The following is a 23,387-nucleotide window of genomic DNA, read 5'->3' as shown; positions in this document are numbered from 1 at the left end:
ATAAACTTGAGTAAAGTGCTTGGATTAAAAATAAACAGCTTTTTTAATTGTAAGACTTGAAATTTAAAATGCATGCTACAATATTAAAGCTAAAATTTACCTAATATTTTTATTTAAAACATTGAAAAATATATAAAAAATAAATTGAAAAAACAAAACTTGCACCCATATATATTTCAAGTCGAACATTTACATAGGAACAATAACAATGCGTTTCGAAAAATTTACTAATCGTTTACAGCAATCTCTCTCTGATGCGCAGTCTTTGGCCATGAGCCGCGACCATACTGCCATCGACACCATTCACCTGTTAGCCACCTTGCTAAATGAGTCGAGCAATCTCAGTTTATTACAGCAAGCAGGCAGTCATTTACAGCAGCTTAAAAGTGCTTTAAACCAAGCCTTAACTGATGCGGCAACTTTAAGTACGCCAAGTGCAGACATTAATTTAAACCCTGATGCAGTTAAAGCCTTAACCCTTGCCGATAGCTATGCCACCAAAGTGGGCGATGAATTTTTATCTACCGATTGGTTGTTGTTGGCTTTAAGTGAAGTGGGTAACACGAAACCATTGTTGCAAAAAAGTGGGCTCAATCAAGCAAGCCTGCGCCAAGTCATTGAAAAAATTCGAGGGGATGAAAAAGTCATGAGCAATAACCATGAAGAGCAACGCGACTCACTCAATAAATACACCATTGATTTAAATGAACGTGCCTTGGCTGGCAAATTAGACCCTGTGATTGGCCGTGATGATGAAATTCGTCGTACCATTCAAGTCTTATCGCGCCGTACCAAAAATAATCCAGTATTGATTGGTGAACCAGGGGTCGGTAAAACCGCCATTGTAGAGGGCCTAGCGCAACGTATCATTAATGGTGAAGTACCTGATAGCCTCAAAGGCAAACGTGTGCTGTCGCTTGATTTAGGCGCATTGCTGGCCGGTGCCAAATACCGTGGCGAATTTGAAGAGCGTTTAAAAGCGGTGCTGAAAGATTTAGCCAAGCTCGATGGTGAAGTGATTCTCTTTATTGATGAATTACATACCTTGGTAGGTGCAGGTAAAGGCGATGGGGCAATGGATGCGGGCAATATGCTCAAACCTGCGCTTGCGCGTGGTGAATTACGCTGTGTCGGCGCCACCACTTTAGATGAATACCGTCAATTTATTGAAAAAGATGCAGCCCTTGAACGTCGTTTCCAAAAAGTCTTGGTCGATGAGCCAAGTGTGGAAGACACCATTGCTATTTTACGTGGCTTAAAAGAGCGTTATGCCACCCATCATGGTGTACAAATTCTAGATTCAGCCATTATTGCAGCGGCTAAAATGTCGCACCGTTATATTACCGACCGTCAATTGCCGGATAAGGCCATTGATTTAATTGATGAAGCAGCATCACGCATTAAAATGGAACTGGATTCTAAACCAGAGAGTTTAGATAAACTTGAGCGCCGTTTAATTCAACTCAAAATGCAATTGGCAGCGGTGCAAAAAGATGAAGATGCAGGGGCTAAAGCTGAAATTAGCCATTTAGAAAAACAGATTATTGAAGTTCAGCATGAGTTTAATGATTTAGAAGAAATTTGGCGTGCCGACAAAGCGTTGGTTGAAGGTAACAAAGATCTACAGGTTAAACTCGATCAAGCTCGTATTGCGCTTGAAAAAGCCCAACGTGAAGGCAATTTAGAAGAGGCGGGACGTTTGCAATATGGCGTGATTCCAGAATTGCAAAAACAGATGGAGCGTGTAGAAACCGCCACAGAAAGTGATGCACCCAAATTGCTGCGTAATAAAGTCACAGACAATGAAATTGCAGAAGTGGTGAGTGCGGCAACGGGTATTCCTGTAGCAAAAATGCTCCAAGGTGAGCGTGAGAAACTGCTACAAATGGAAAGCTTCTTACACAATCGTGTGGTAGGACAAGATGAAGCCGTAGTGGCTGTGTCTAACGCGGTACGTCGTTCGCGTGCCGGATTATCTGACCCGAATCGTCCAAGTGGTTCGTTCTTGTTCTTAGGCCCAACGGGGGTGGGTAAAACCGAATTGACCAAAGCCTTAGCCAATTTCTTGTTTGATGATGACGATGCCATGATTCGTGTGGACATGTCTGAATTTATGGAAAAACATTCGGTGAGCCGTTTGGTGGGTGCGCCTCCGGGTTATGTGGGTTATGAAGAGGGTGGCGTGTTAACCGAAGCGGTACGTCGTAAGCCATACAGCGTGGTGTTATTCGACGAAGTCGAAAAAGCCCATCCAGATGTATTTAACATCTTGCTACAAGTACTTGATGATGGTCGTTTAACCGACTCTCAAGGACGCGTGATTGACTTTAAAAACACTGTGATTGTGATGACTTCAAACCTAGGTTCGCATGATGTGCGTGAATTAGGTGACCATGCAACAGAAGAGGAAGTACGTACTGTGGTGATGGCTGCGGTAAGTGAGCATTTCCGCCCGGAATTTATTAACCGTATTGATGAATTGGTGATTTTCCACTCGCTTAAAAAAGCGCAAATTCGTGGCATTGCTGATATTCAATTGCAACGTTTACGTAGCCGTTTGGTTGAGCGTAATTTGCAATTAACTTTAGATGATGCCGCGTTCGATCAATTAATTGATGCCGGCTTTGACCCAATTTACGGCGCACGTCCACTGAAACGTGCGATTCAGCAACAAGTGGAAAACGGCTTAGCACAGCGTATCTTAGCCGGTGACTATGCGCCGGGTGATACCATTTTAGTCACTGCTCAAAATGGTGAATTGGTGTTTGATAAAGTCAAGTTAAGTTAAATAAAAAAACCGCGCCAAGGCGCGGTTTTTTATGCACTATGTTTAGTTTTGTGGATGGGTGATTTTCCATGCACGGTGAATCTTTTGGTTACGCTTAAAGTCAGGGCCAATGGTTTCATGCGAAATTTCTTCGACATCAAAGAACGCTAAAATTTCTTCGTCCATTTCAAAACCACGGTAGTTATTTGAGAAGTACAAAGTACCTTCTGTGGTTAAGCGGTTCATAGCACGTTTAAGTAACGACAAATGGTCACGTTGTACGTCAAAAGTACCATGGAATTTCTTTGAGTTTGAGAAGGTTGGTGGGTCAATAAAGATCAAGTCATATTGTTCATGACCTTCTTTGAGCCACTCAAAGCAATCTGATGAGAAGAACATATGTTGTTCATCTACATGATCGACAGTTAAGCCGTTGAGTACAAAGTTCTCTTTTGACCAGTTTAAGTAAGTATTGGATAAATCCACACTTGTAGTACTCGCAGCACCGCCTAAAGCCGCATGTAAGCTTGCTGTAGAGGTATAGCTATACAGATTTAAGAAGTGTTTACCTTTGGCTTCTTTGGCAATGCGTAAACGCATTTGACGGTGATCAAGGAACAAACCGGTATCTAAATAATCGGTTAAGTTGACCAAGACTTTGGCTTTGCCTTCTTGCACAATAAAACGCTTTGAAGCCGTACTTTGTTTGGTGTACTGATTCTTACCTTCTTGGCGAGCACGGGTTTTAATAAAGATCGCATCACGACCTAAACCGGTGACTGCACGAATCGCTTGTAAGCCTAAGTTGAAACGCTTTTTGGCTTTTTCAGGATCAATGGTTTTTGGTGGCGCGTATTCTTGCACATGTAAACGATCGCCATATAAGTCAATCGCCACGTTAAAGTCAGGTAAATCGGCATCATATAAACGTAAGCAATACACGCCTTCTTTGACTGCCCATTTCTTTAAAGTTTGCATGTTTTTGGTTAAACGGTTGGCAAATTCAACAGCACCTTCAATCGGTTCAAACTGTTGTGGCTGCCACTCGGCTAAAAATGGCACCGTCACATTGCCCGGTTTAATTTTACCCGAACGGATATAAATTGGTAATTTACCGTTCATTAAACGCAAAGTTTGTGGCTCATTAAAGGCCAACACATCGGCTTGTTCAATTTGTGAGGCAATCACAGCTGCAGTTTGATTTGGGAAATTCTTTTGCAACAGTGCCGATAAACCTAAATACAAGGCACGGTTGGAGGCTTTTTCACCTAAACGCTCACCATATGGTGGGTTGGTCACAATAAAGGCACGTTTACCCTCAGCGTGAAAATCAGGCCAATCGGCTAAGGTACGTTCTTCAATTTGAATTTGATCAAGCAAAGCTTCAAAACCTGCCGCAGCAATATTTTTCTTGGTGGCTTTTACTGCTTCCCAGTCGGCATCAAAGGCATAAATTTTTGGCAGTTGCTTGGCAAGACCCGCCTGATGACGCTCAGCCGCTTCAGCTTTAATGCTCATCCAAAGTTCATGATCATGGCCATTCCAGCCATTAAAACCAAAACGACGTACTAAACCTGGGGCACGGTCGGTAAAGATAAATAAAGATTCAATAATAAAGGTACCCGAACCACACATTGGGTCGAGTAAAATTTCAGGTTGCACTTGTGCCAATTGGGCTTTATGTAAAATGGCAGCTGCTAAGTTTTCTTTGATTGGTGCATCGGTCATGTAATGACGGTAGCCACGTTTATGCAATGAATCACCAGATAAATCTAAGCAGTAAGTGTGCTCAGTTTTACCTGCCAAAATATACATGGTGATTTCAGGGGCTTTAGTGTCAATACTTGGGCGTTTACCTACAGCTTCCATAAAGGAGTCAACTACACCGTCTTTGGCACGTAAAGTGGCAAATTGAGTATTGACCTTAATATCACGTTCGGTATGTAAACGAATCGCAAAAGTGCTTTGTGGTGCAAAAATCAGTGACCAATCAAAGGCCATTGCACCTTCATACAACTCTTCAGCAACATCACGCGCATCGTGAGTAAATTCAATCTCATGGGTATGAATCGGTAACAATACACGTGAAGCAAGGCGCGACCACATACAAATGCGATAGGCATGTTCGAGTGTGCCTTGGAAAATTAAACGACCCGGTAAACGCTCAATCTTTTGAATCCCTAGATTTTCGAGTTCTTCTTGAAGCAGGACTTCAAGTCCATCTGCACAGGTGACCCAATAGGTAGAAAGACGGGGTTTCGAATTCATGTAAATTTCCAAAAGCAATAACGCAATCTGCTATTTTAGCGTATTTTCATGGCTTTGGGTGACAGGCTTTGTCTTTGTTTACACGCTTTTCTAGATTTGAGGAAATTTGCTCATCAAGTACACACCCTAGCGCAAAGCGTATCGCTTAAAAAGCCGAGCATGCCACAGGCTAAAGACTGAGTTTTGTTTAAATTATCTAATTGAATTATCAAATAAGAATTTGCTTTTTGATTTTTATTTACCAAGCTGCTTTTTGTACGAATGAGGAGGCAAGCCTGTGCCCAAATCCATGAATCTCTGTATAATGCATCAACTTAACCGCTAAGGAATCTCTCATGCACTTTGCTGCATTACACACCCCGAGCCAGATTCAACTCAATAAACACGGCAATTTAAAACATTTTTTGACCATTGAAGGTCTTTCAAAACAAACGCTCACCAAAATCTTAGACACTGCACAATCTTTTTTTAATGACCAAAATCAATTGATCACCAACAATATGTTGGAAGGTCGTACGGTCATGAACTTATTTTTTGAAAACTCAACCCGTACCCGTACCACCTTTGAAGCGGCGGCTAAACGTTTATCGGCCAATGTGTTAAATATTGATATTGCCCGTTCAAGTACCTCAAAAGGTGAAACGCTACGCGATACGCTGTGGAATTTAGAAGCCATGGCTACTGATATTTTTGTGGTGCGTCATTCATCTTCAGGTGCAGCGCATTTTATTGCCAAAGATATTTGCCCCAATGTGGCGATTATTAACGCAGGCGATGGTCGCCATGCGCATCCAACGCAAGCGATGTTGGATATGTTGACCATTCGCCGTGAAACCAAGAAAAATTTTGAAGAGATGTCGATTGCCATTATTGGCGATATTAAGCACTCACGTGTGGCACGCTCGGATGTAGCCGCATTACAAACTTTAGGTTGTAAAGATATTCGTGTGATTGCGCCAAACACCTTATTGCCATATGGTTTTGAAGAATACGGCCCTGAAGTGCGTTTATTTAACGACATGGAAGCGGGTATTCAAGATTGCGACGTGATTATCACCTTACGTATTCAAAACGAACGTATTGATTCACCGGCACTGGCGTCACAAGCTGAATTTTACCGTATGTATGGCTTAAACCAAGAACGTTTGGCCATGGCAAAACCTGATTGTATCGTGATGCATCCGGGACCAATGAACCGTGGTGTTGAAATTGATTCAAGTGTTGCCGACGGTCCACAGGCGGTGATTTTAAATCAGGTCACCAACGGAATTGCGGTGCGTATGGCGGTGTTGGCACTTGCCATGCAAGGGCAACTAGAAGAACAAGGTTTAATTGAAGCGATTGCAGGTTAAGGGATTGGGCATGACTATTGTAAAAATTGAAAACGTACGCGTACTTGATCCGATTACTCAAACTGATTGCGTAGAAACCGTTTATATTCAAGATGGCAAACGCGTTGCTGCTGTAGACAACGTAGATGAAACCTTAGAGGGTCAAGGCAAATGGCTGATGCCGACTATGGTCGATTTATGTGCACGTTTGCGTGAACCGGGTCAGCAGCAGCATGGTACCTTAAAATCTGAAGGGCGTGCGGCGCGTGAAAACGGGATTTTGCATGTGTTTACCCCGCCTGATTCTCAGCCGATTGTGCAAGACAATGGGGCTTTGATTCATGGTTTGGTTGAAAAAGCCATGCTTGATGGTGGTATTTATTTAGAAGTGATTGGTGCTCAAACCCAAGGTCTTAAAGGTCAACAACCAGCCAATATGGCAGCCTTAAAAAAGGGTGGTTGTAGCGCTGTGACCAACGCCAATGCGGCTTTTGCTGATGATGATGTAGTAATTCGCACCCTTGAATATGCAGCCGGTTTAGACATGACGGTGGTGTTTTATGCCGAAGAGCCACAAATTGCCAAAGATGGCTGTGTGCATGAAGGCTTTACCGCATCACGTCAAGGTTTACCGACCATTCCTGCCATTGCTGAAACTGTCGCGATTGCCAAATATTTGATTATGGTTGAAGCGACTCAAGTCCGTGCGCATTTTGGTTTATTATCAAGCGGTGCATCTGTGGCCTTAATTCAAGCAGCAAAAGCCAAAGGCTTACCTGTAACGTGTGATGTGGCAATGCACCAATTGCATTTAACCGATCATTTAATTGATGGTTTTAACTCACTTGCGCATGTGCGTCCGCCATTACGCTCAGAACAAGACAAACAACTGCTACGTCAAGGTTTAAAAGATGGTGTGATTGACGCCATTTGTACTCATCATGAACCACTCAGTGGTTCGGCTAAACTTGCGCCGTTTGCAGAAACTCAACCGGGTATCACAGCTTTTGATACATTTGTGGCATTGGGTGTGCAATTGGTGGACGAAGGTTTATTGTCAGCATTAGAGTGGGTGGAAAAAGTGACCCTTGCACCGGCAACTGTGGCGCATATGCAAGCGCGTTGGCAAGAGCAAGCCGGTTTGCTCTTAGTAGATCCTGCACAGACGTGGACGCTCAGCAAAGAAAGCATTTTGTCACAAGGTAAAAATACGCCATTAATGGGTCAACAACTGACAGGTAAAGTGCTACGTACCTTTATTGCTTAATTATGATGTCAAAAAAAGTCAGCTACGGCTGGCTTTTTTTATACCTGTAATAGCTGAAGTTTACTTATGTCATGCTTATAATTTATACAATTATTTACATCATCTTAAAAAAGCCGCTTTACACTGATAAAAGTAACTTCGATTACAAAGCAAGAATAATCACAATAAAATACAATGAGGTCTTGTTATGACATTTGATATTGTAGATGTACTCAAGCAGAAAGTGTCTGCACAGGTACTTGCCGACGAAAAAGATTATGCCGTAGAAAAGAGTCAAGCTTTGGCTGGTTTTTATCCCATTTTATTGGCATTACTGCAAGCCAAGCCGGGCTTGATTCAAAGTTTACAAAATCAACTCAACCCACGAGTAGAGGATTTATTTAGCGGCAATCAGAGCTTAAAACAGCAAATGCTGCAACATTTAAGCCCAACCATTCCCATTGATCAAACTGAAAAAACGTTAAGCCATGCTATTGCACCCAGCTTAACGGTGTTAGAACACGAGGCAGGTTCTAGCAACCCCGATACCATTGCCCATTTTTTAACTAGCAAATTAGCCACTATTCAAGCGCACTTACCTACATGGGCTGTGCCAATTTTGGCAGCTTTGGGGGTCAATCATGCCCAAGCACAACCTGTGCATTATCATCCGGTTGAACCTGTAAAAGAAGAAAAAAAATCGGGCTTTTTATTGCCTTTGATTGCCTTTTTAATTTTGGCCGGTTTATTGGCATTTTTATTTAAAGCTTGTAACAGCCAAAAAACACAACCTGTTGTGGTCGCAAGTAATCAAACTGCCAGCGAGTCAGCACGTTTTCAGCTCAACACCGGCGCAACTGGTGATTTGGTCACCTGTCAAATTTATCTTAATCAGCCGAAATACATGCAGATTTTGCAAAATGAGGTCAAACAAATCTTTAACCAAAACAATGGTTGTGGTGCCGATGGCAATGCGATGTATGGCACTGAATTTATGGATCAAGATTTAATTCCAACTGTGCTGAAACACATTAAAGGTGTGCCTAATACCAATATAGATTGGCAGGGTAATCAACTGAGCATTCAATCTGCCAACCCGACCGATGCACAAAATCTTGCAGATAAAATCAAACCTTTACTTAAAAATGTGAGTGTCATGGTGGCACCTGCTGTAGCTGCGATGGCAACTGATGCTAATGCCGTGCCAGCAAGTACAGCAGTTGAAGTGGATCGCGCGGTAAATGACAGTATTAGTCAAGCCGGTCAAGCACTCTCAAACATTGATCGTAATAACGTGACTGCCTTAGATGTCGCCACAGCATTAAATCTGCAAATCATTAATTTTGCTTCGGTATCAAGTGTCATTCCTGAGAGCAATAAGTTAATTTTAGATCAAGCCGCAGGTTTAATGAAAGGTGCACGACATGTGGTGTTGAATGTGGAAGGGCATACCGACAGCACAGGCAATGCAGCAGCCAATAAAACATTGTCTCTACAACGTGCTCAAGCCGTGGTGAAATATTTAGTTGGGCAAGGCGTGAACCCAAATCAGTTAAAAGCGCTAGGCTTTGGTCAAGAACAACCCATTGCTGATAATGCCACTGAATCAGGTAAATTTAGAAATCGTCGTATTGAGTTTGAAGTGGTCAATACTGAAACCGGTACAGTACGTAAAGTGGATGAACAAGGGGTAAATAAACAGCCTTAACTCAACCAAACCCAAAAGGACGAATTGCTTCGTCCTTTTTTTATTGGCATGCTGTGGGTAAATTTAAAGATAGATGGCTGGTATGAAGATTAGTTTTATTGGTGCAGGACGTGTGGCCCATCATTTAGCCAAGGCTTTAAGCCCAAAGCATCAAATTGTGGATGTGTATAGTCGTAGTGGTGCATCAGCACAGGCACTTGCTGATCAAGTTGCAGCACGTGTGGTGACCTCTGCAGAGGATTTAAACCCTGAAATTGATATTGCCATTATTGCAGTGAGTGATCAGGCGATTGAAGCTGTGGTGGGTGATATTGGTGTGTATCTACGCAACGTTTGTTTGGTACATACTTCAGGCAGCACGGCAATGCAGGTGCTAAGCGCAGTACATGATCGGGTCGGGGTGTTTTATCCCTTGCAAACCTTTAGCTTTGAAAGTGTGATTGATTGGAGCAATACTCCACTGTTGATTGAAGCTCAATATCCAGCGGATGAAAAGCAATTGCTGCAATTGGCACAACAGATGAGTCAACGTGTCTATGTTTATAGTTCTGAGCAACGTTTAAGTTTGCACTTGGCAGCCGTGTTTGCTTGCAATTTTAGCAATTATTGTTTTGATATAGCCCAACAAATTGTAGATGCTCAACAAGTCGATTTTAGTTTGTTACACCCTTTGATGTTGGAAACGGCCAAAAAAGCTACCCAGCATCCACCGCATAGCGTACAAACAGGACCTGCAAAGCGTGGAGATCAAAATATTTTAAATCTACATCAAAGTCTATTGCATGATGCAGCGCGTCAAGATTTACAACAGGTATATGCTTTACTCAGTCAACAGATTCAACAACGTGAACAGTAAAGCAGTGTTGTAATTAGGCATAAAAAAATCCGAGATCAAAGATCTCGGATTTTTCGTATTCTGGAGCGGGAAAGGAGACTCGAACTCCCGACCCCAACCTTGGCAAGGTTATGCTCTACCAACTGAGCTATTCCCGCAATGAGGTAAATTATAAGCAAAAAATTAAGCTTGTCAACACCCCAATGAAAAAATTAATCGGCACGGCGCCAAACTGTACCTTGACGGGTATCTTCAAGCACAATGCCTTGCTCAAGTAAGCTTTGACGAATTTCATCGGCTTGCGCAAATTGTTTGGCTTTTTTGGCATCCACACGTTGTTGAATCAAATCTTCAATCTGTTCAGGACTTAAGGCTAAGGCATCTTGACCAATATCTGATTTTAAGAATTCATCTACATCGTATTGAACAATGGCTAAAATATCGGTGAGGTGACGCAAAGTGGCATAGTACACATGCGCTTGTTCAGCCTGTTGTTCTTTGACCGCCGTGTTCAACGCTTTGTTAATTTCAAACAATACCGCAATCGCTTCTGAGGTATTAAAGTCATCACGCATCGCCGCATTAAAACGCTCAACTAAAGTTTCATCGGCGCTCGCTTTAACTTCATTGCCATACACAGCTTGATATGCTTTAAAGGAATGATAAAAACGCGTGAGTGTGGTTTTGGCTTCTTTGAGTGCCACATCTGAGAAATTCACTGGGCTACGATAGTGTGAAGACACAATAAAGTAACGAATTACTTCAGGATGGAATTTTTCCATCACGTCACGAATGGTGAAGAAGTTGCCTAAGGATTTAGACATTTTCTCGCCATCGACATTAATAAAGCCCACATGCATCCAATAATTGACATATTGTTCGCCAGTTGCCGCTTCTGATTGGGCAATTTCATTTTCATGATGTGGGAAGGTTAAATCTGAACCACCACCATGAATATCAAAATGGTTGCCTAAGCAGCAGGTTGACATGGCTGAGCATTCAATATGCCAACCCGGACGACCATTGCCCCAAGGTGAAGCCCATGATGGTTCATTTTCTTTGGCATGTTTCCATAACACAAAGTCAAAAGGATGTTTTTTCTCAACTTCAACATCTACACGCTCAGATGCACCTGCTTGCATATCTTCCAATTTACGACCAGATAAACGACCGTATTTGGCAAATTTCTCTACTTGGAAATACACATCACCATTACTTGATGGGTAAGCTGTGCCATTATTGACCAAGGTGCCAATCATATTTTGCATGTGTGGAATAAAATCTGTGGCACGCGGTGCTTCATCAGGTTGTAAACAGCCTAGATTTTCAGCGTCTTCATTCATGGCTTGAATAAAGCGGTCGGTGAGGGCTGTAATTGACTCGCCATTTTCGTTGGCACGTTTAATGATTTTATCGTCAATATCGGTAATATTACGCACATATTTCACCTGCCAACCTTGACTACGCAAGAAGCGAATAATGTAGTCAAATGCAACCATGACACGCGCATGTCCAATATGACAGTAATCATAGACGGTCATACCGCAAACGTACATGTCAATTTGACCCTCAACGCGAGGTACGAATTCTACTTTTTTGCGCTGCTCTGAATTATAAAGAACAAATGGTTGCATGGCTGTTTCAATAAAAATTAACAAAAAGATGCGCTAATGATAACGTAATGCCCATGTTTAACAAAGTTTTCCACGCTATGTTTGCTAAATGCGGTACTGATATGGCAAAAAGGCTGCGATTTTAAAAAAGCCATTTGCATAGATATGCTAAAATTTGCGAAAATTCATTTTTGCTGATCCTCCTTAAGACACGCAGTAGCGTGAAGGTTAAGACATTGAATCCACCGAATATGCCCAATCTTGTTGACTTTGAAAAAGTCGCATTAGCCACCTTAAAAATTGAAGAACAAGCACTGCAAGTGTTAGCCACTCAGATTGATGCACGTTTTCGCCGTGCCTGTGAGATTATTTTGCAATGCCAAGGTCGTCTGGTCATTACAGGGATGGGTAAGTCGGGACATATTGGTCGTAAAATGGCAGCCACTTTTGCTTCAACTGGTACACCCTCATTCTTTATGCATCCCGGTGAAGCGGGGCATGGTGATTTAGGCATGCTCATGCGCGGTGATGTATTAATTGCGATTTCTAATTCTGGCAAAAGCGATGAAATAATGATGCTGATGCCTTTGATTAAACATTTACAAGTGCCATTGATTACCATTAGTGGTGATGCATCAGGTCCAATGCCGCAAAATGCTGATGTTGCACTGACTTTAGGCAATATCACAGAAGCGTGTCCTTTAGGTTTAGCACCTACATCAAGTACCACAGCCACATTGGCTTTGGGTGATGCTTTGGCGGTGGCACTGCTTGATGCGCGTGGTTTTACTGCAGATGATTTTGCTCGTTCGCATCCGGCAGGGGCATTGGGTAAGCGTTTATTGTTACAAGTCAAACATTTAATGCATACTGGTCAGGACTTGCCCAAAGTTGCACCTCATACCCCGATGAACCAAGTGTTGTATGAAATTTCCAATAAACGTTTGGGGCTTACCACCATTGTTGATGAAAATGACACCTTACTGGGTATTTTTACCGATGGTGATTTACGTCGTTTAATTGATAAGCAACAAGGCTTTGATGTGAATTTGGCAGTGTCTGAGGTGATGACGGCACAGCCTACAACCATTGATGCTGAGGCACGTGCGGTAGAGGCTTTAGCACAACTACGTGATAAAAAAATCAACCAATTTGTGGTGGTTGATGCAGCCAATAAAGTGATTGGGGTGGTCAGTATGCATGATCTAATTCAAGCTGGGGTAAATTAACACATGGCATCTTATATTTTACTAGAACAAGCGCGTGATATTCAGGCCTTAGTCCTTGATGTAGACGGTATTTTAAGTGATGGTTTTGTCACACTCACCAATAATGGTGATGAGATTAAATCCTTTGATATTCGTGATGGCTTAGGCATGAAACTGGTGCAACAAGCCGGCATGAAAGTGATTATTATCACCGGTCGTAAAAGTCATATTGTTGAAAAACGCATGAGCGATTTAGGGGTTGATTTAGTTTATCAAGGCCGTGAAGATAAAGGTGTGGCATTAACTGAAGCCTGTCAGCAGTTAGGTTTAAGCCCAGAAGATTGCCTCTACATGGGTGATGATTGGCCAGATTTATCAGCATTTTCGATTGCGGGCATGAAAGTGACTGTACCCAACGGTCATTTAGAAGTGCGTCGTCGTGCAGATTTAGTGACCCAAGCCACGGGTGGCCGTGGTGCGGTACGTGAGATTTGTGACATGTTGTTAATGTCAAAGGGTGTGTATGACGCTTTACTTGAAAAGTATGCCGCGACCCCACACTAATATTTTATCTAATTAAAGTGAAACCACAGCGATGGATACTAAAGTTTTATACGTCGCAGCAGTTGTGATTGCTGCTGTAAGTGGTGGCTACTACTATTACAGCGGAAAACAGCAAAAGCTTGAAGCAGATGCTGCCCAAAGCATGACTTATTCTGCTGAAAACATTCATTTAACCCAAACCCATGAAGATGGTCAGTTGCATGTTAAAGCCACAGTCGACCGACTAGCGCAAGACATGCAACAAAAAACCGCAAGCTTAAGCAATCTAGATGCATCTTTGTATCAAGATGGTGTGGTCAATGCGACTTTTACGGCCAACAAAGCACAAAGCTTTGACGATAACAATAAAGTGGTGTTGTCAGAGCAAGTTTCTGCCACCAAGCTGTTGACCCAAGGTCAAATGCAACTTGATACCACTGAGTTAACCTTTTACCCAAAGACGCGTGATATCGAAACCGATAAAATGGTGATTGTGCAATCCCCGCAAGCTGAGTTTGTCAGCCAAGGTCTGAAAGCCAATTTAAATGAAGGGCAATACGAATTTTTTAATATTCGAGGAACGTATGAACGGTAATTTTAAGCATACAGCATTAATCAAAGCTGCCCTCCTTGGAATGACACTGCTTGCAAGTACGGCATGGGCCTTGCCATCAGATCGCAATCAACCGATTTCATTGGTAGCCGATCGTGGTAGCTTTAATGAAAAAAGCGGTGTCATGACCTATAGCGGCAACGTGGTGATTGAACAAGGCACCATGAAGCTGCAAGCTGCAACCATTGTGGCCAATTTAAATGCCAAAAAAGAAATCAGTAGCATTACTGCATCAGGTTCACCTGCACGTTTTCAGCAGCAGCTTGAAGCCAATAAAGGCTTAGCCAAAGGTCAAGCCAATAAAATTGTTTATAATGCACAAACGGGTATTTTAACCCTGTCGGGCAATGCAATCTTAGAGCAAAATGGCGCAAGCTTAAAAGGCAGCACCTTACGCTATAGCATGAACAAAGGTGATATTGAAGCGATTGGTACGCCAAATAGCACAGGTTCATCTTCAGGTCGTGTGCAAATTGTGATTCCACCATCGAGCACTAAATCATTCCCAGGAGCACGTGACTAATGTCAAGCACTCCAGTACAGACTCTAACCATTAAGCATTTGGCCAAAAACTACAGCAAGCGTTGGGTGGTCAAAGATGTATCCTTTAGCATGCAAAGTGGTCAAATTGTAGGGTTACTTGGGCCCAATGGTGCAGGCAAAACCACCAGCTTTTATATGGTGGTGGGTCTCGTACGTATGGATAAAGGCGAGATTCATCTTGATCATTTAGATTTATCTGATCTTGCCATGCATGAACGTGCTCGCAAAGGCATTGGCTATTTGCCACAAGAGGCCTCAATTTTTCGTAAATTGACCATTGCGGAAAATATTATGGCAATTTTAGAAACACGTAACGATTTAAACAAAGACCAGCGTAAGGCACGTTTAAATGAACTGTTAAGTGATTTTAAAATTACCCACATTAAAGATTCTTTAGGGATGAGTGTATCAGGCGGTGAACGTCGTCGTGCTGAGATTGCACGTGCTTTGGCGGCAGACCCTAAATTTATGTTGTTAGATGAACCATTTGCTGGGGTTGATCCAATTTCGGTGGGTGATATTAAAGATATTATTACCACTTTAAAGCAGCGTGGCATTGGGGTATTAATTACCGATCATAATGTACGTGAGACTTTAGCGATTTGTGAGCGTGCTTATATCGTCAGTGAGGGTGCTGTGATTGCAGAAGGTACACCAAAAGATATTTTAGCCAACGAAAAAGTGCGTCAGGTATATTTAGGTGAAGATTTTACTGTTTAATGGAACTTTAAAATCAGAAAAAGACCAGGAGATGACTGGTCTTTTTTCATAGAATTGATAAAAAGTAAGTCCTTGAAAATAAAAATACAAAAAAGTGTCGATAAACAAGGTAAAATACCGAAAAATATTAGCTCATTCAAACTTATTGATTATGGCATTCAGACAAAAAACTAAAGCAAAACAGGGCTATGGGGTACAAGCAAATGTGATTAAGGGAGTAATTTTAACGTTATCTCTTTTGGTTTCGACAGCGTATGCGGATACACCGAAGTCGTATTTCAGTACTTTTAAGGATAAAAGCTTGGGTTTGCTTGGACCGAAAAGTGATGAAAACTTTAATAAAGCAAATGTTAAAGCACTGAGCAATTTCCAAATTGATACCTCGGCAATTCCAGAATTGCCGATGGTGACCAGTTTTGACCCAAATATGCCTACTGGTACTAATTACATGCCAAACGTGCAGCGTTTAGCCTTTAATGAAGCTATTTTGCGTGCTGTACAACGCAATCCTGATATTTCTCAAGCGATTGCTAATTTAGCCTCACAAAATGCCAATATTGATGTAGCAAGAGCTGCATATTATCCGCAAATTTCAGGTGGTTTAGGTACAGGCGATTTAACCTCAGGTGAGCGTGGTCGACAAGTAATCAACTTAAGCCTCACCCAAATGTTATACGACTTTGGCAAAGTCAAAAGCACTGTAGATGTCCAACAAGCACGATTATTTGCCGAACAAGCCAATGTCTTGGTGAGTATGGATGATGTGGCCTATCAAGCGGCCAATTCAATTGTGCAAATTAAGCGCTATCAAGAAATTACTAAAATCGCCGAACAACAAATTGCAGGGATTTCACGCATTACCGAAATTGCCAATTTACGTGCTCGTGCCGGTATTAGCAGTCAAGCCGATCCTGTGCAAGCGCAATCGTATTTAGAATCCTCACGTTCTAATATGATCGTGCAGCAAACCCAATTGCGTCAGTATCAACAGAAATTACGTACTTTACTGGGCTTTGATGTGTCGGGTTTACAATGGAGCTTACCTGAGCGTTTAATTGTGGATTCTAATTTATATCAAGAACCAGAGTTTAACCAAGTTCCGAAAATGATCTTGGCACAAGCCCAAATTGAAGTGGCTAAGGCTGAACTTGAGCAAACCCGTTTAAGTAATTATCCAACCTTGAATGTGAAAGGCTCACTCAGTCAAGCGATTAATGGACGTAATCCCAATAATAATGAAGATGATGGTTTTTATCACTCGATTATGCTTGAAGCCAACAGTAACTTTTATCAAGGTGGTGCAACCACATCACGCACCAAAGCTGCAAGTTATGCTGAACAAGCGGCGCGCGCACGTTTAAATACTGAATATTTAAATGTGCTGGATCAAGTGCGGGTATTGCGTGAAGAAATTGAAAATAAGCAGCGTCAAATGAGTATCTTAATGGCGCGTAAAGAAACAGCCACGCGTACCAAAGAGCTGTATCAAGAGCAGTATAAACTCGGCACACGTACTGTTGTGGATCTGTTAAATGCAGAGCAGTCTATTCATAGTGCCTCACAAGAAATTGAAGCGGCACGTTATGACATCTATACCGCGATTGTGAACTATATTGCGCAAACAGGACGTTCACGCGATTTGTATGAACTAAATAATATTTCTATTCAGGGGTTTGAAGTTCAATAATGAGTACGAAAATCAACTACCAACCATGGCTGCAAGCGGTTTTATCCATCGCCAAGCATTACCGTATTGAACCATCGGAAGAACGTATTCGTTTGCAATTGGACTGGAATCCCAACCAAACTGTAGATGATGTACTGCATGTGATGACGCGTCAAATTGGCATGAGTGTGCGTAAAGCCGCGTTTTCAGATGATTTAATGAATCCATGGCGCTTGCCTGTTGTGGTTGAGTTTAATGGCGGTCAAGTAGGCGTCATTGACAAAATTGACAGTGAAGGCAATAGCAGTGTGCAATTTAGTGGTGATCAAGGCTTATCACAGACTTTAACGCTTGAACAATTGCGCGAAAATGCGCGTTATTTGTATGTAATTCGTCCTGAAAAGTCAGTGCCCGATGCGCGTGTCGATGAATATATCAAACCGTTTGAAAAAAATTGGTTTTGGTCGATTGTGTTAAAAGACTGGAAACGCTATATCGACATTATGTTTGCCTCACTCTTGGCAAACGTGTTGGCATTGGCCACGATTGTGTTTTCTATGAATGTGTATGACCGTGTTATTCCAGCACAGTCAATTCCAACGCTATGGGTTTTGGCTAGTGGTGTACTGATTGCGGCAATCTTTGAATTTATTTTAAGGGTGAGTCGGATTTATTTATCAGATGTGATTGGTAAGCGCGCTGATTTACGCATTTCTGATCGTGTCTTTGGACATGCCTTACGTATTAAAAATAATGAACGACCAAAATCCACGGGTACTTTTATTTCACAAATTCGTGAGCTTGAAGGTGTGCGTGAGTTAGTCACATCAACGACCGTATCTGCAATTGCCGATTTGCCATTTTTCTTTTTATTCTTGGTGATTTTTTGGATGATCGGTGGCGATCTGTTTTGGGTGATGTTAGTGGTGGTGCCACTGATGATTCTACCGGGTATTTTGGCACAAAAACCGTTGGCGAAATTGGCACAAGAAGGGATGCGTGAAGGTGCAATTCGTAATGCTATGCTGGTTGAGTCGGTACAAGGTATTGAAGACATTAAGTTATTACGTGCAGAGGCACGTTTTCAAAACCAATGGAATCACATGAATGAAGTGGCAGCCGATGTGGGTATGCGTCAACGTAAGATCATTGGTTTAATGACGGCATGGACACAAAAGATTCAAGGTTTAACCTTTGCTGTGGTGGTTTTGGTTGGTGCTTTTGCCGTGATGGATGGTGAAATGACCACAGGTGCGCTGGTGGCGTGTTCGATTTTATCGTCACGTATGCTCGCGCCAATCTCACAACTGGCAGGGGTATTAGGGCGTTTACAACAAGCCAAAGTGGCGAAACAAGGCTTAGATGAGCTGATGAAAAAATCAGTCGATCAGCCTGATCATGCCTCATTGATTCATCGTCCCGCGATTCATGGCCATTATGAATTGGCAGGGGTTGCATTTAAGTATGGTCCTGACGATGCAAAACCGACTTTAGTGGTGCCAAAACTTGAAATTAAACCGGGCGAGAAAATTGCGATTTTAGGGCGTAATGGCGCGGGTAAATCAACGCTGTTGCAACTATTGTCTGGTATGCAAGAACCTACCCAAGGTAAGGTCAAGCTCGATGGGGTAGAACTGAACTTAATTGATCCATCGGATGTACGTCGTGATATGGGTTTGCTCAATCAAGGTGCACAACTGTTTTATGGTACGGTGCGTGAAAACTTAACCCTTGGTGCACCACTGGCAACCGATGATGAAATTCTACAAGCGTTGCGTATTACCGGTGCGATTAACTTTGTTCAAGACAAAAAAGAAGGTCTTGATCATGTGATCTTAGAAGGTGGGGTTGGTTTCTCTGGTGGTCAACGTCAAGCATTATTGTTGTCACGTTTGTTGATTCGTCAACCCAATATTTTATTGCTTGATGAGCCTACAGCCGCGATTGATGATGTGTCTGAAAAACAACTGATAGATCATCTTAAAGTTTGGTTGACCAATCGTACCATGGTAGTCGCGACCCATCGCCGTGCAGTATTGCAATTGGTAGATCGGATTATTGTGGTCAATGACGGTAAAATTGTGATGGATGGGCCGCGCGATCAGATTTTGAATCAATCCGCGCAAAAACGTCCAGCACCAGCAGCAGGAGCGAAAGGATGAGTAAGCAAGCACAAAAAGTCACTGAGCTTGAACCACCATTACCAAAATCGAGTCTGCTGATTTGGATTGTTTGTGTTGGTTTGTCTATATTAATTGCTTGGGCATGGCTGTTTAAGCTTGAAGAAGTATCAACCGGTACAGGTAAAGTGGTTCCTTCTTCTAAAGAGCAAGTCATTCAATCGCTTGAGGGCGGTATTTTGACCAAACTCAACGTGCGTGAAGGTGAGATTGTTGAGCAAGGCCAAGTCTTAGCTCAGCTTGACCCGACACGTTTTGAATCTAATGTGGGCGAATCAGAGTCATTGTTACTGTCTTCTTTAGCGACCTCTGCACGTTTACGTGCTGAAGTAAATGGAACTGCTTTGGTATTTCCAGCCGAAGTGCTTAAAGAACCTAAGTTAGTCAATGAAGAAACTGCTTTATATAATTCACGCCGTGCCAATTTAGAAGAGTCTTTGTCGGGTTTACGTCAAGCACTGAATTTGGTTGAGCAAGAATTGCGTATGACCGAACCTTTGGTGGCCAAAGGTGCTGCCAGTGAAGTAGAAGTGTTGCGTTTAAAACGTCAAGCCAATGATTTAAGTAATCAAATGAATGACATTCGTAACCAATACTATGTAAATTCACGTGAAGAATTGGCCAAGGCTAATACGGATATTCAAACCCAATCACAGGTGGTTAAAGGTAAATCAGATACCTTAAGTCGTACTATTTTTAAATCACCTATGCGTGGTGTGGTCAAAGAAATTGATGTAATGACCATTGGTGGTGTGATTCCACAAAATGGTAAATTGATGACGATTGTCCCTTTAGATGAACAGCTGCTAATTGAAGCACGTATTTCACCACGTGATATTGCTTTTATCCGTCCGGGGCAAGAGGCATTGGTTAAAATTACCGCCTATGATTATTCAATTTATGGTGGTTTAGACGGTAAAGTGACCGTGATTTCACCAGACACAATTCGTGATGAAGTCAAACAAGATCAGTTCTATTACCGTGTGTATATCCGTACTGACAAGGACAAGCTAGAAAATAAGTCTGGGCAGCAATTTAGTATTACGCCTGGTATGGTTGCCACAGTCGATATTAAAACCGGCGATAAAACCATTATTGATTACTTAATTAAACCGTTTAACAAAGCCAAAGAAGCTTTACGTGAGCGATAATTATTAAGTGAATCTGAAATAAAAATCCTGTCTATATGGCAGGATTTTTTTGTGTTAGTAAATATGCAATATACCCATAAAATACGCACCATATGCCAACAATATAGGATTTTATACATGATTTATTGTCAACTAAATCACATTATTTCCTTGGGATTTAATGGTGTTATGTTAATATATAACGTGAATTATTTAACTTTTAATTAAATAATAATTGTGTGATAGGGCATAAATTTTGGGGTTGCTATATGCAAGTACAAATTATTTCTAAATCGGCTTGGAGCAATCAATTGGTCGATAAACCACAAGCAGGTATAGAGCTAGGTGAAGACTCTGTTGTTTTAGTGGATATTGATCCAGCACAGATTAAAACAATTGAATATGTTGGCAATACAGTGGTCATTACCTTAAAAAATGGTGATGTCATAAAGATTGAAAATTTTGTAGCAGAAGAAAGTTCATTGGTGTTTCGTACCCAACATGAACAATTTTTCTACTATGATTTGGCGAAAGTCGAATATGTCAGCTTAGATCAGCTTGAGCCTTTACTTTATTCTAAATCTGAATTTGCAGCATTCCCTTATTTATGGCCAATTCTAACAGGTTTAGGCATTGCAGCATTTGCAGGGATTGCAAACTCCAATAGCGATACCAAGCAACCTCAAGCACCAGATAATCATCCCGATATTGACCCAGCCCCTCAGCTTGAAAGCGCTGAAGTGACCGTTGATGGTGAAGTGTTATTAACCTTTGACGAAGCGCTTGATCCAGCCAATCCGCCACGCCTTGAGGACTTAACCTTAACGGTGGATGGCGAAGCCGTTGAGATTGAGAAGATCATCATTGATGGCAATCAAGTGACGCTTGTGCCTGCAACACCGATTGAAAAAGATCAAACGGTGAATGTGAAGTACGACGATCCAAGCGCAGAGAACGACACTGCTGCATTCCAAGATGAAGCGGGTAACGACGTTGCCAGCTTTGACGTTGCGGTGACCAATCCACTTGCACCAGCCCTTGAAACAGCTGAAGTGACCGTTGATGGTGAAGTGCTGTTAACCTTTGACGAAGCGCTTGATCCAGCCAATCCGCCACGCCTTGAGGACTTAACCTTAACAGTGGATGGCGAACAGGTTGAGATTGAGAAGATCATCATTGATGGCAATCAAGTGACGCTTGTGCCTGCAACACCGATTGAAAAAGATCAAACGGTGAATGTGAAGTACGACGATCCAAGTGCAGAGAACGACACTGCTGCATTGCAAGATGAAGCAGGCAATGACGCTACAAGTTTTGATGTGGCTGTAACGAACAACTCAGAGATCGAAGATTCAGAAGGTGATTCTGACTCTGACAGCGACTCGGACTCTGACAGCGATTCTGACTCTGACTCGGACAGCGACTCTGATTCTGATAGCGATTCTGACTCTGATTCGGACAGCGATTCTGATTCTGACAGCGACTCTGATTCGGACAGCGACTCTGATTCGGACAGCGATTCTGACTCTGACAGCGACTCTGATTCTGATAGCGATTCTGACTCTGATTCGGACAGCGACTCTGATTCGGACAGCGACTCTGATTCGGACAGCGATTCTGACTCTGATTCGGACAGCGACTCTGATTCGGACAGCGACTCTGACTCGGACAGCGACTCGGACTCTGACAGTGATTCTGATTCGGACAGCGATTCTGATTCGGACAGCGACTCTGACTCGGACAGCGATTCTGACTCGGACAGCGACTCTGACTCGGACAGCGACTCTGACTCTGATTCGGACAGCGATTCTGACTCGGACAGCGATTCTGACTCGGACAGCGACTCTGACTCTGACTCGGACAGCGATTCTGATTCGGACAGCGACTCTGATTCGGACAGCGATTCTGACTCGGACAGCGACTCTGACTCTGATTCGGACAGCGACTCTGACTCTGATTCGGACAGCGACTCTGACTCGGACAGCGACTCTGATTCGGACAGCGACTCTGATTCTGACAGCGACTCTGATTCTGATTCGGACAGCGATTCTGACTCTGATTCTGACAGCGACTCTGACTCGGACAGCGATTCTGACTCGGACAGCGACTCTGATTCGGACTCTGACTCTGATTCTGACAGCGACTCTGACTCTGACAGCGATTCTGACTCTGACTCTGACAGCGATTCTGACTCTGATTCGGACAGCGATTCTGACTCGGACAGCGATTCTGATTCGGACAGCGATTCTGACTCGGATTCGGACAGCGACTCTGACTCTGACTCTGACAGCGATTCTGACTCGGACAGCGACTCTGATTCGGACAGCGATTCTGACTCGGACAGCGACTCTGACTCGGATTCGGACAGCGACTCTGACTCGGACAGCGACTCTGATTCGGACAGCGACTCTGATTCTGACAGCGACTCTGATTCTGACAGCGACTCTGATTCTGACTCGGACAGTGACTCTGACTCGGACAGCGACTCTGATTCGGACAGCGACTCTGACTCTGATTCGGACAGCGACTCTGACTCTGATTCGGACAGCGACTCTGACTCGGACAGCGACTCGGATTCTGACTCTGATTCGGACAGCGACTCTGACTCGGACAGCGATTCTGACTCTGACTCGGACAGCGATTCTGACTCTGACTCGGACAGCGATTCTGACCTTAATGAAACAGCACCAACCTTGCAAAGTGCTGAGGTGACAACGGATGGCAACGTGTCGTTAATGTTCAATGAAGTGTTAGATGCAACCAATCCACCAAGCTTGAATGACTTCACTTTCATGGTGAATGGTAAAGACGTTGTGATTACCGACATCATCATTGATGGTGCGCAAGTGACCTTAGTACCAGCTACGCCGATTGAAGAAAATCAAACGCTGAATGTGCAGTACAAAGATCCAAGCCAAGACAATGATGTCAAGGCATTGTGAACCGTACCGGGTTTGTCGGAGAGTTTTTTATTTAAGTTAGGCCACCTGACCTAACGGGTTAATCTTATCATAGT

At 42.8% G+C, this 23,387-nt stretch carries 16 protein-coding genes and 1 tRNA gene; 14 read left to right on the top strand and 3 right to left on the bottom strand.

The features are described from left to right. Window positions 1-208 precede the first annotated feature (208 nt). Window positions 209-2,788, top strand: coding sequence for an ATP-dependent chaperone ClpB (gene clpB, locus Q0Z55_RS03480; RefSeq protein ID WP_297424188.1), 2,580 nt, complete (start codon window positions 209-211; stop codon window positions 2,786-2,788). 42 nt (window positions 2,789-2,830) lie between these two features. Here the strand turns inward: clpB and rlmKL are convergent, their stop codons facing one another. Further along, window positions 2,831-5,035: a bifunctional 23S rRNA (guanine(2069)-N(7))-methyltransferase RlmK/23S rRNA (guanine(2445)-N(2))-methyltransferase RlmL gene (gene rlmKL / locus Q0Z55_RS03475; RefSeq protein ID WP_297424185.1), complete on the bottom strand. Its 2,205-nt coding sequence runs from the start codon at window positions 5,033-5,035 to the stop codon at window positions 2,831-2,833. A gap of 335 nt (window positions 5,036-5,370) precedes the next feature. Here rlmKL and Q0Z55_RS03470 point away from each other — a divergent pair, with 335 nt between their 5' ends. The 4 genes from Q0Z55_RS03470 (at window position 5,371) to Q0Z55_RS03455 (ending at window position 10,176) form a co-directional block, all read left to right on the top strand. Continuing rightward, window positions 5,371-6,387, top strand: a complete 1,017-nt coding sequence (locus Q0Z55_RS03470) for an aspartate carbamoyltransferase catalytic subunit (RefSeq protein ID WP_297424182.1) — start codon at window positions 5,371-5,373, stop codon at window positions 6,385-6,387. Window positions 6,388-6,397: 10 nt separating this feature from the next. Next, the gene (locus Q0Z55_RS03465) at window positions 6,398-7,633 is read left to right on the top strand and encodes a dihydroorotase (protein ID WP_297424180.1); all 1,236 of its coding nucleotides are present in this window, start codon (window positions 6,398-6,400) and stop codon (window positions 7,631-7,633) included. Window positions 7,634-7,820: 187 nt separating this feature from the next. Next, window positions 7,821-9,320 carry an OmpA family protein gene (locus Q0Z55_RS03460; RefSeq protein WP_297424178.1) on the top strand — a complete coding sequence of 500 codons (1,500 nt, stop codon included), beginning with the start codon at window positions 7,821-7,823 and terminating at the stop codon, window positions 9,318-9,320. Window positions 9,321-9,402: 82 nt separating this feature from the next. Next, window positions 9,403-10,176, top strand: coding sequence for a F420-dependent NADP oxidoreductase (locus tag Q0Z55_RS03455; RefSeq protein WP_297424176.1), 774 nt, complete (start codon window positions 9,403-9,405; stop codon window positions 10,174-10,176). Between the two features lie 61 nt (window positions 10,177-10,237). Here Q0Z55_RS03455 and Q0Z55_RS03450 read toward each other — a convergent pair. Beyond that, a tRNA-Gly gene (locus Q0Z55_RS03450) sits at window positions 10,238-10,313 on the bottom strand. A 54-nt stretch (window positions 10,314-10,367) separates the two neighbouring features. Next, window positions 10,368-11,789 carry a cysteine--tRNA ligase gene (cysS, locus tag Q0Z55_RS03445; protein WP_297424174.1) on the bottom strand — a complete coding sequence of 474 codons (1,422 nt, stop codon included), beginning with the start codon at window positions 11,787-11,789 and terminating at the stop codon, window positions 10,368-10,370. A 230-nt stretch (window positions 11,790-12,019) separates the two neighbouring features. On the opposite strand from cysS, the gene Q0Z55_RS03440 reads away from it, so the two are divergent. From Q0Z55_RS03440 to Q0Z55_RS03400, 9 genes are all read left to right on the top strand, one after another. After that, window positions 12,020-12,997, top strand: coding sequence for a KpsF/GutQ family sugar-phosphate isomerase (locus Q0Z55_RS03440; protein ID WP_297424460.1), 978 nt, complete (start codon window positions 12,020-12,022; stop codon window positions 12,995-12,997). Between the two features lie 3 nt (window positions 12,998-13,000). Further along, the gene (locus Q0Z55_RS03435; protein WP_297424172.1) at window positions 13,001-13,540 is read left to right on the top strand and encodes an HAD-IIIA family hydrolase; all 540 of its coding nucleotides are present in this window, start codon (window positions 13,001-13,003) and stop codon (window positions 13,538-13,540) included. A 31-nt stretch (window positions 13,541-13,571) separates the two neighbouring features. Then, the gene (lptC, locus tag Q0Z55_RS03430) at window positions 13,572-14,114 is read left to right on the top strand and encodes an LPS export ABC transporter periplasmic protein LptC (RefSeq protein ID WP_297424170.1); all 543 of its coding nucleotides are present in this window, start codon (window positions 13,572-13,574) and stop codon (window positions 14,112-14,114) included. Next, window positions 14,104-14,655, top strand: coding sequence for a lipopolysaccharide transport periplasmic protein LptA (gene lptA / locus Q0Z55_RS03425; RefSeq protein ID WP_297424169.1), 552 nt, complete (start codon window positions 14,104-14,106; stop codon window positions 14,653-14,655). The genes lptC and lptA overlap by 11 nt, the downstream gene beginning before the upstream one ends. Further along, on the top strand, window positions 14,655-15,395 hold the full coding sequence (gene lptB / locus Q0Z55_RS03420) for an LPS export ABC transporter ATP-binding protein (protein WP_297424166.1): 741 nt from the start codon (window positions 14,655-14,657) through the stop codon (window positions 15,393-15,395). The genes lptA and lptB overlap by 1 nt, the downstream gene beginning before the upstream one ends. Before the next feature lie 151 nt (window positions 15,396-15,546). Beyond that, window positions 15,547-17,082: a TolC family outer membrane protein gene (locus Q0Z55_RS03415; protein WP_297424164.1), complete on the top strand. Its 1,536-nt coding sequence runs from the start codon at window positions 15,547-15,549 to the stop codon at window positions 17,080-17,082. Then, complete coding sequence (locus tag Q0Z55_RS03410; RefSeq protein ID WP_297424161.1) at window positions 17,082-19,223, top strand: type I secretion system permease/ATPase; 2,142 nt, start codon at window positions 17,082-17,084, stop codon at window positions 19,221-19,223. The genes Q0Z55_RS03415 and Q0Z55_RS03410 overlap by 1 nt, the downstream gene beginning before the upstream one ends. Further along, window positions 19,220-20,392 (top strand): HlyD family type I secretion periplasmic adaptor subunit, encoded by a 1,173-nt coding sequence (locus Q0Z55_RS03405; protein WP_297424159.1) that lies wholly within the window; start codon window positions 19,220-19,222, stop codon window positions 20,390-20,392. The genes Q0Z55_RS03410 and Q0Z55_RS03405 overlap by 4 nt, the downstream gene beginning before the upstream one ends. A 248-nt stretch (window positions 20,393-20,640) precedes the next feature. Continuing rightward, entirely contained in the window at window positions 20,641-23,313 is a 2,673-nt protein-coding gene (locus Q0Z55_RS03400) for a SwmB domain-containing protein (RefSeq protein WP_297424156.1), read from the top strand. Window positions 23,314-23,387 lie beyond the last annotated feature (74 nt).

It is taken from the genome of uncultured Acinetobacter sp., assembly GCF_947626835.1.
Taxonomy (GTDB): Bacteria; Pseudomonadota; Gammaproteobacteria; order Pseudomonadales; family Moraxellaceae; genus Acinetobacter.
This window is presented reverse-complemented; position numbering and strand designations above follow the sequence as displayed.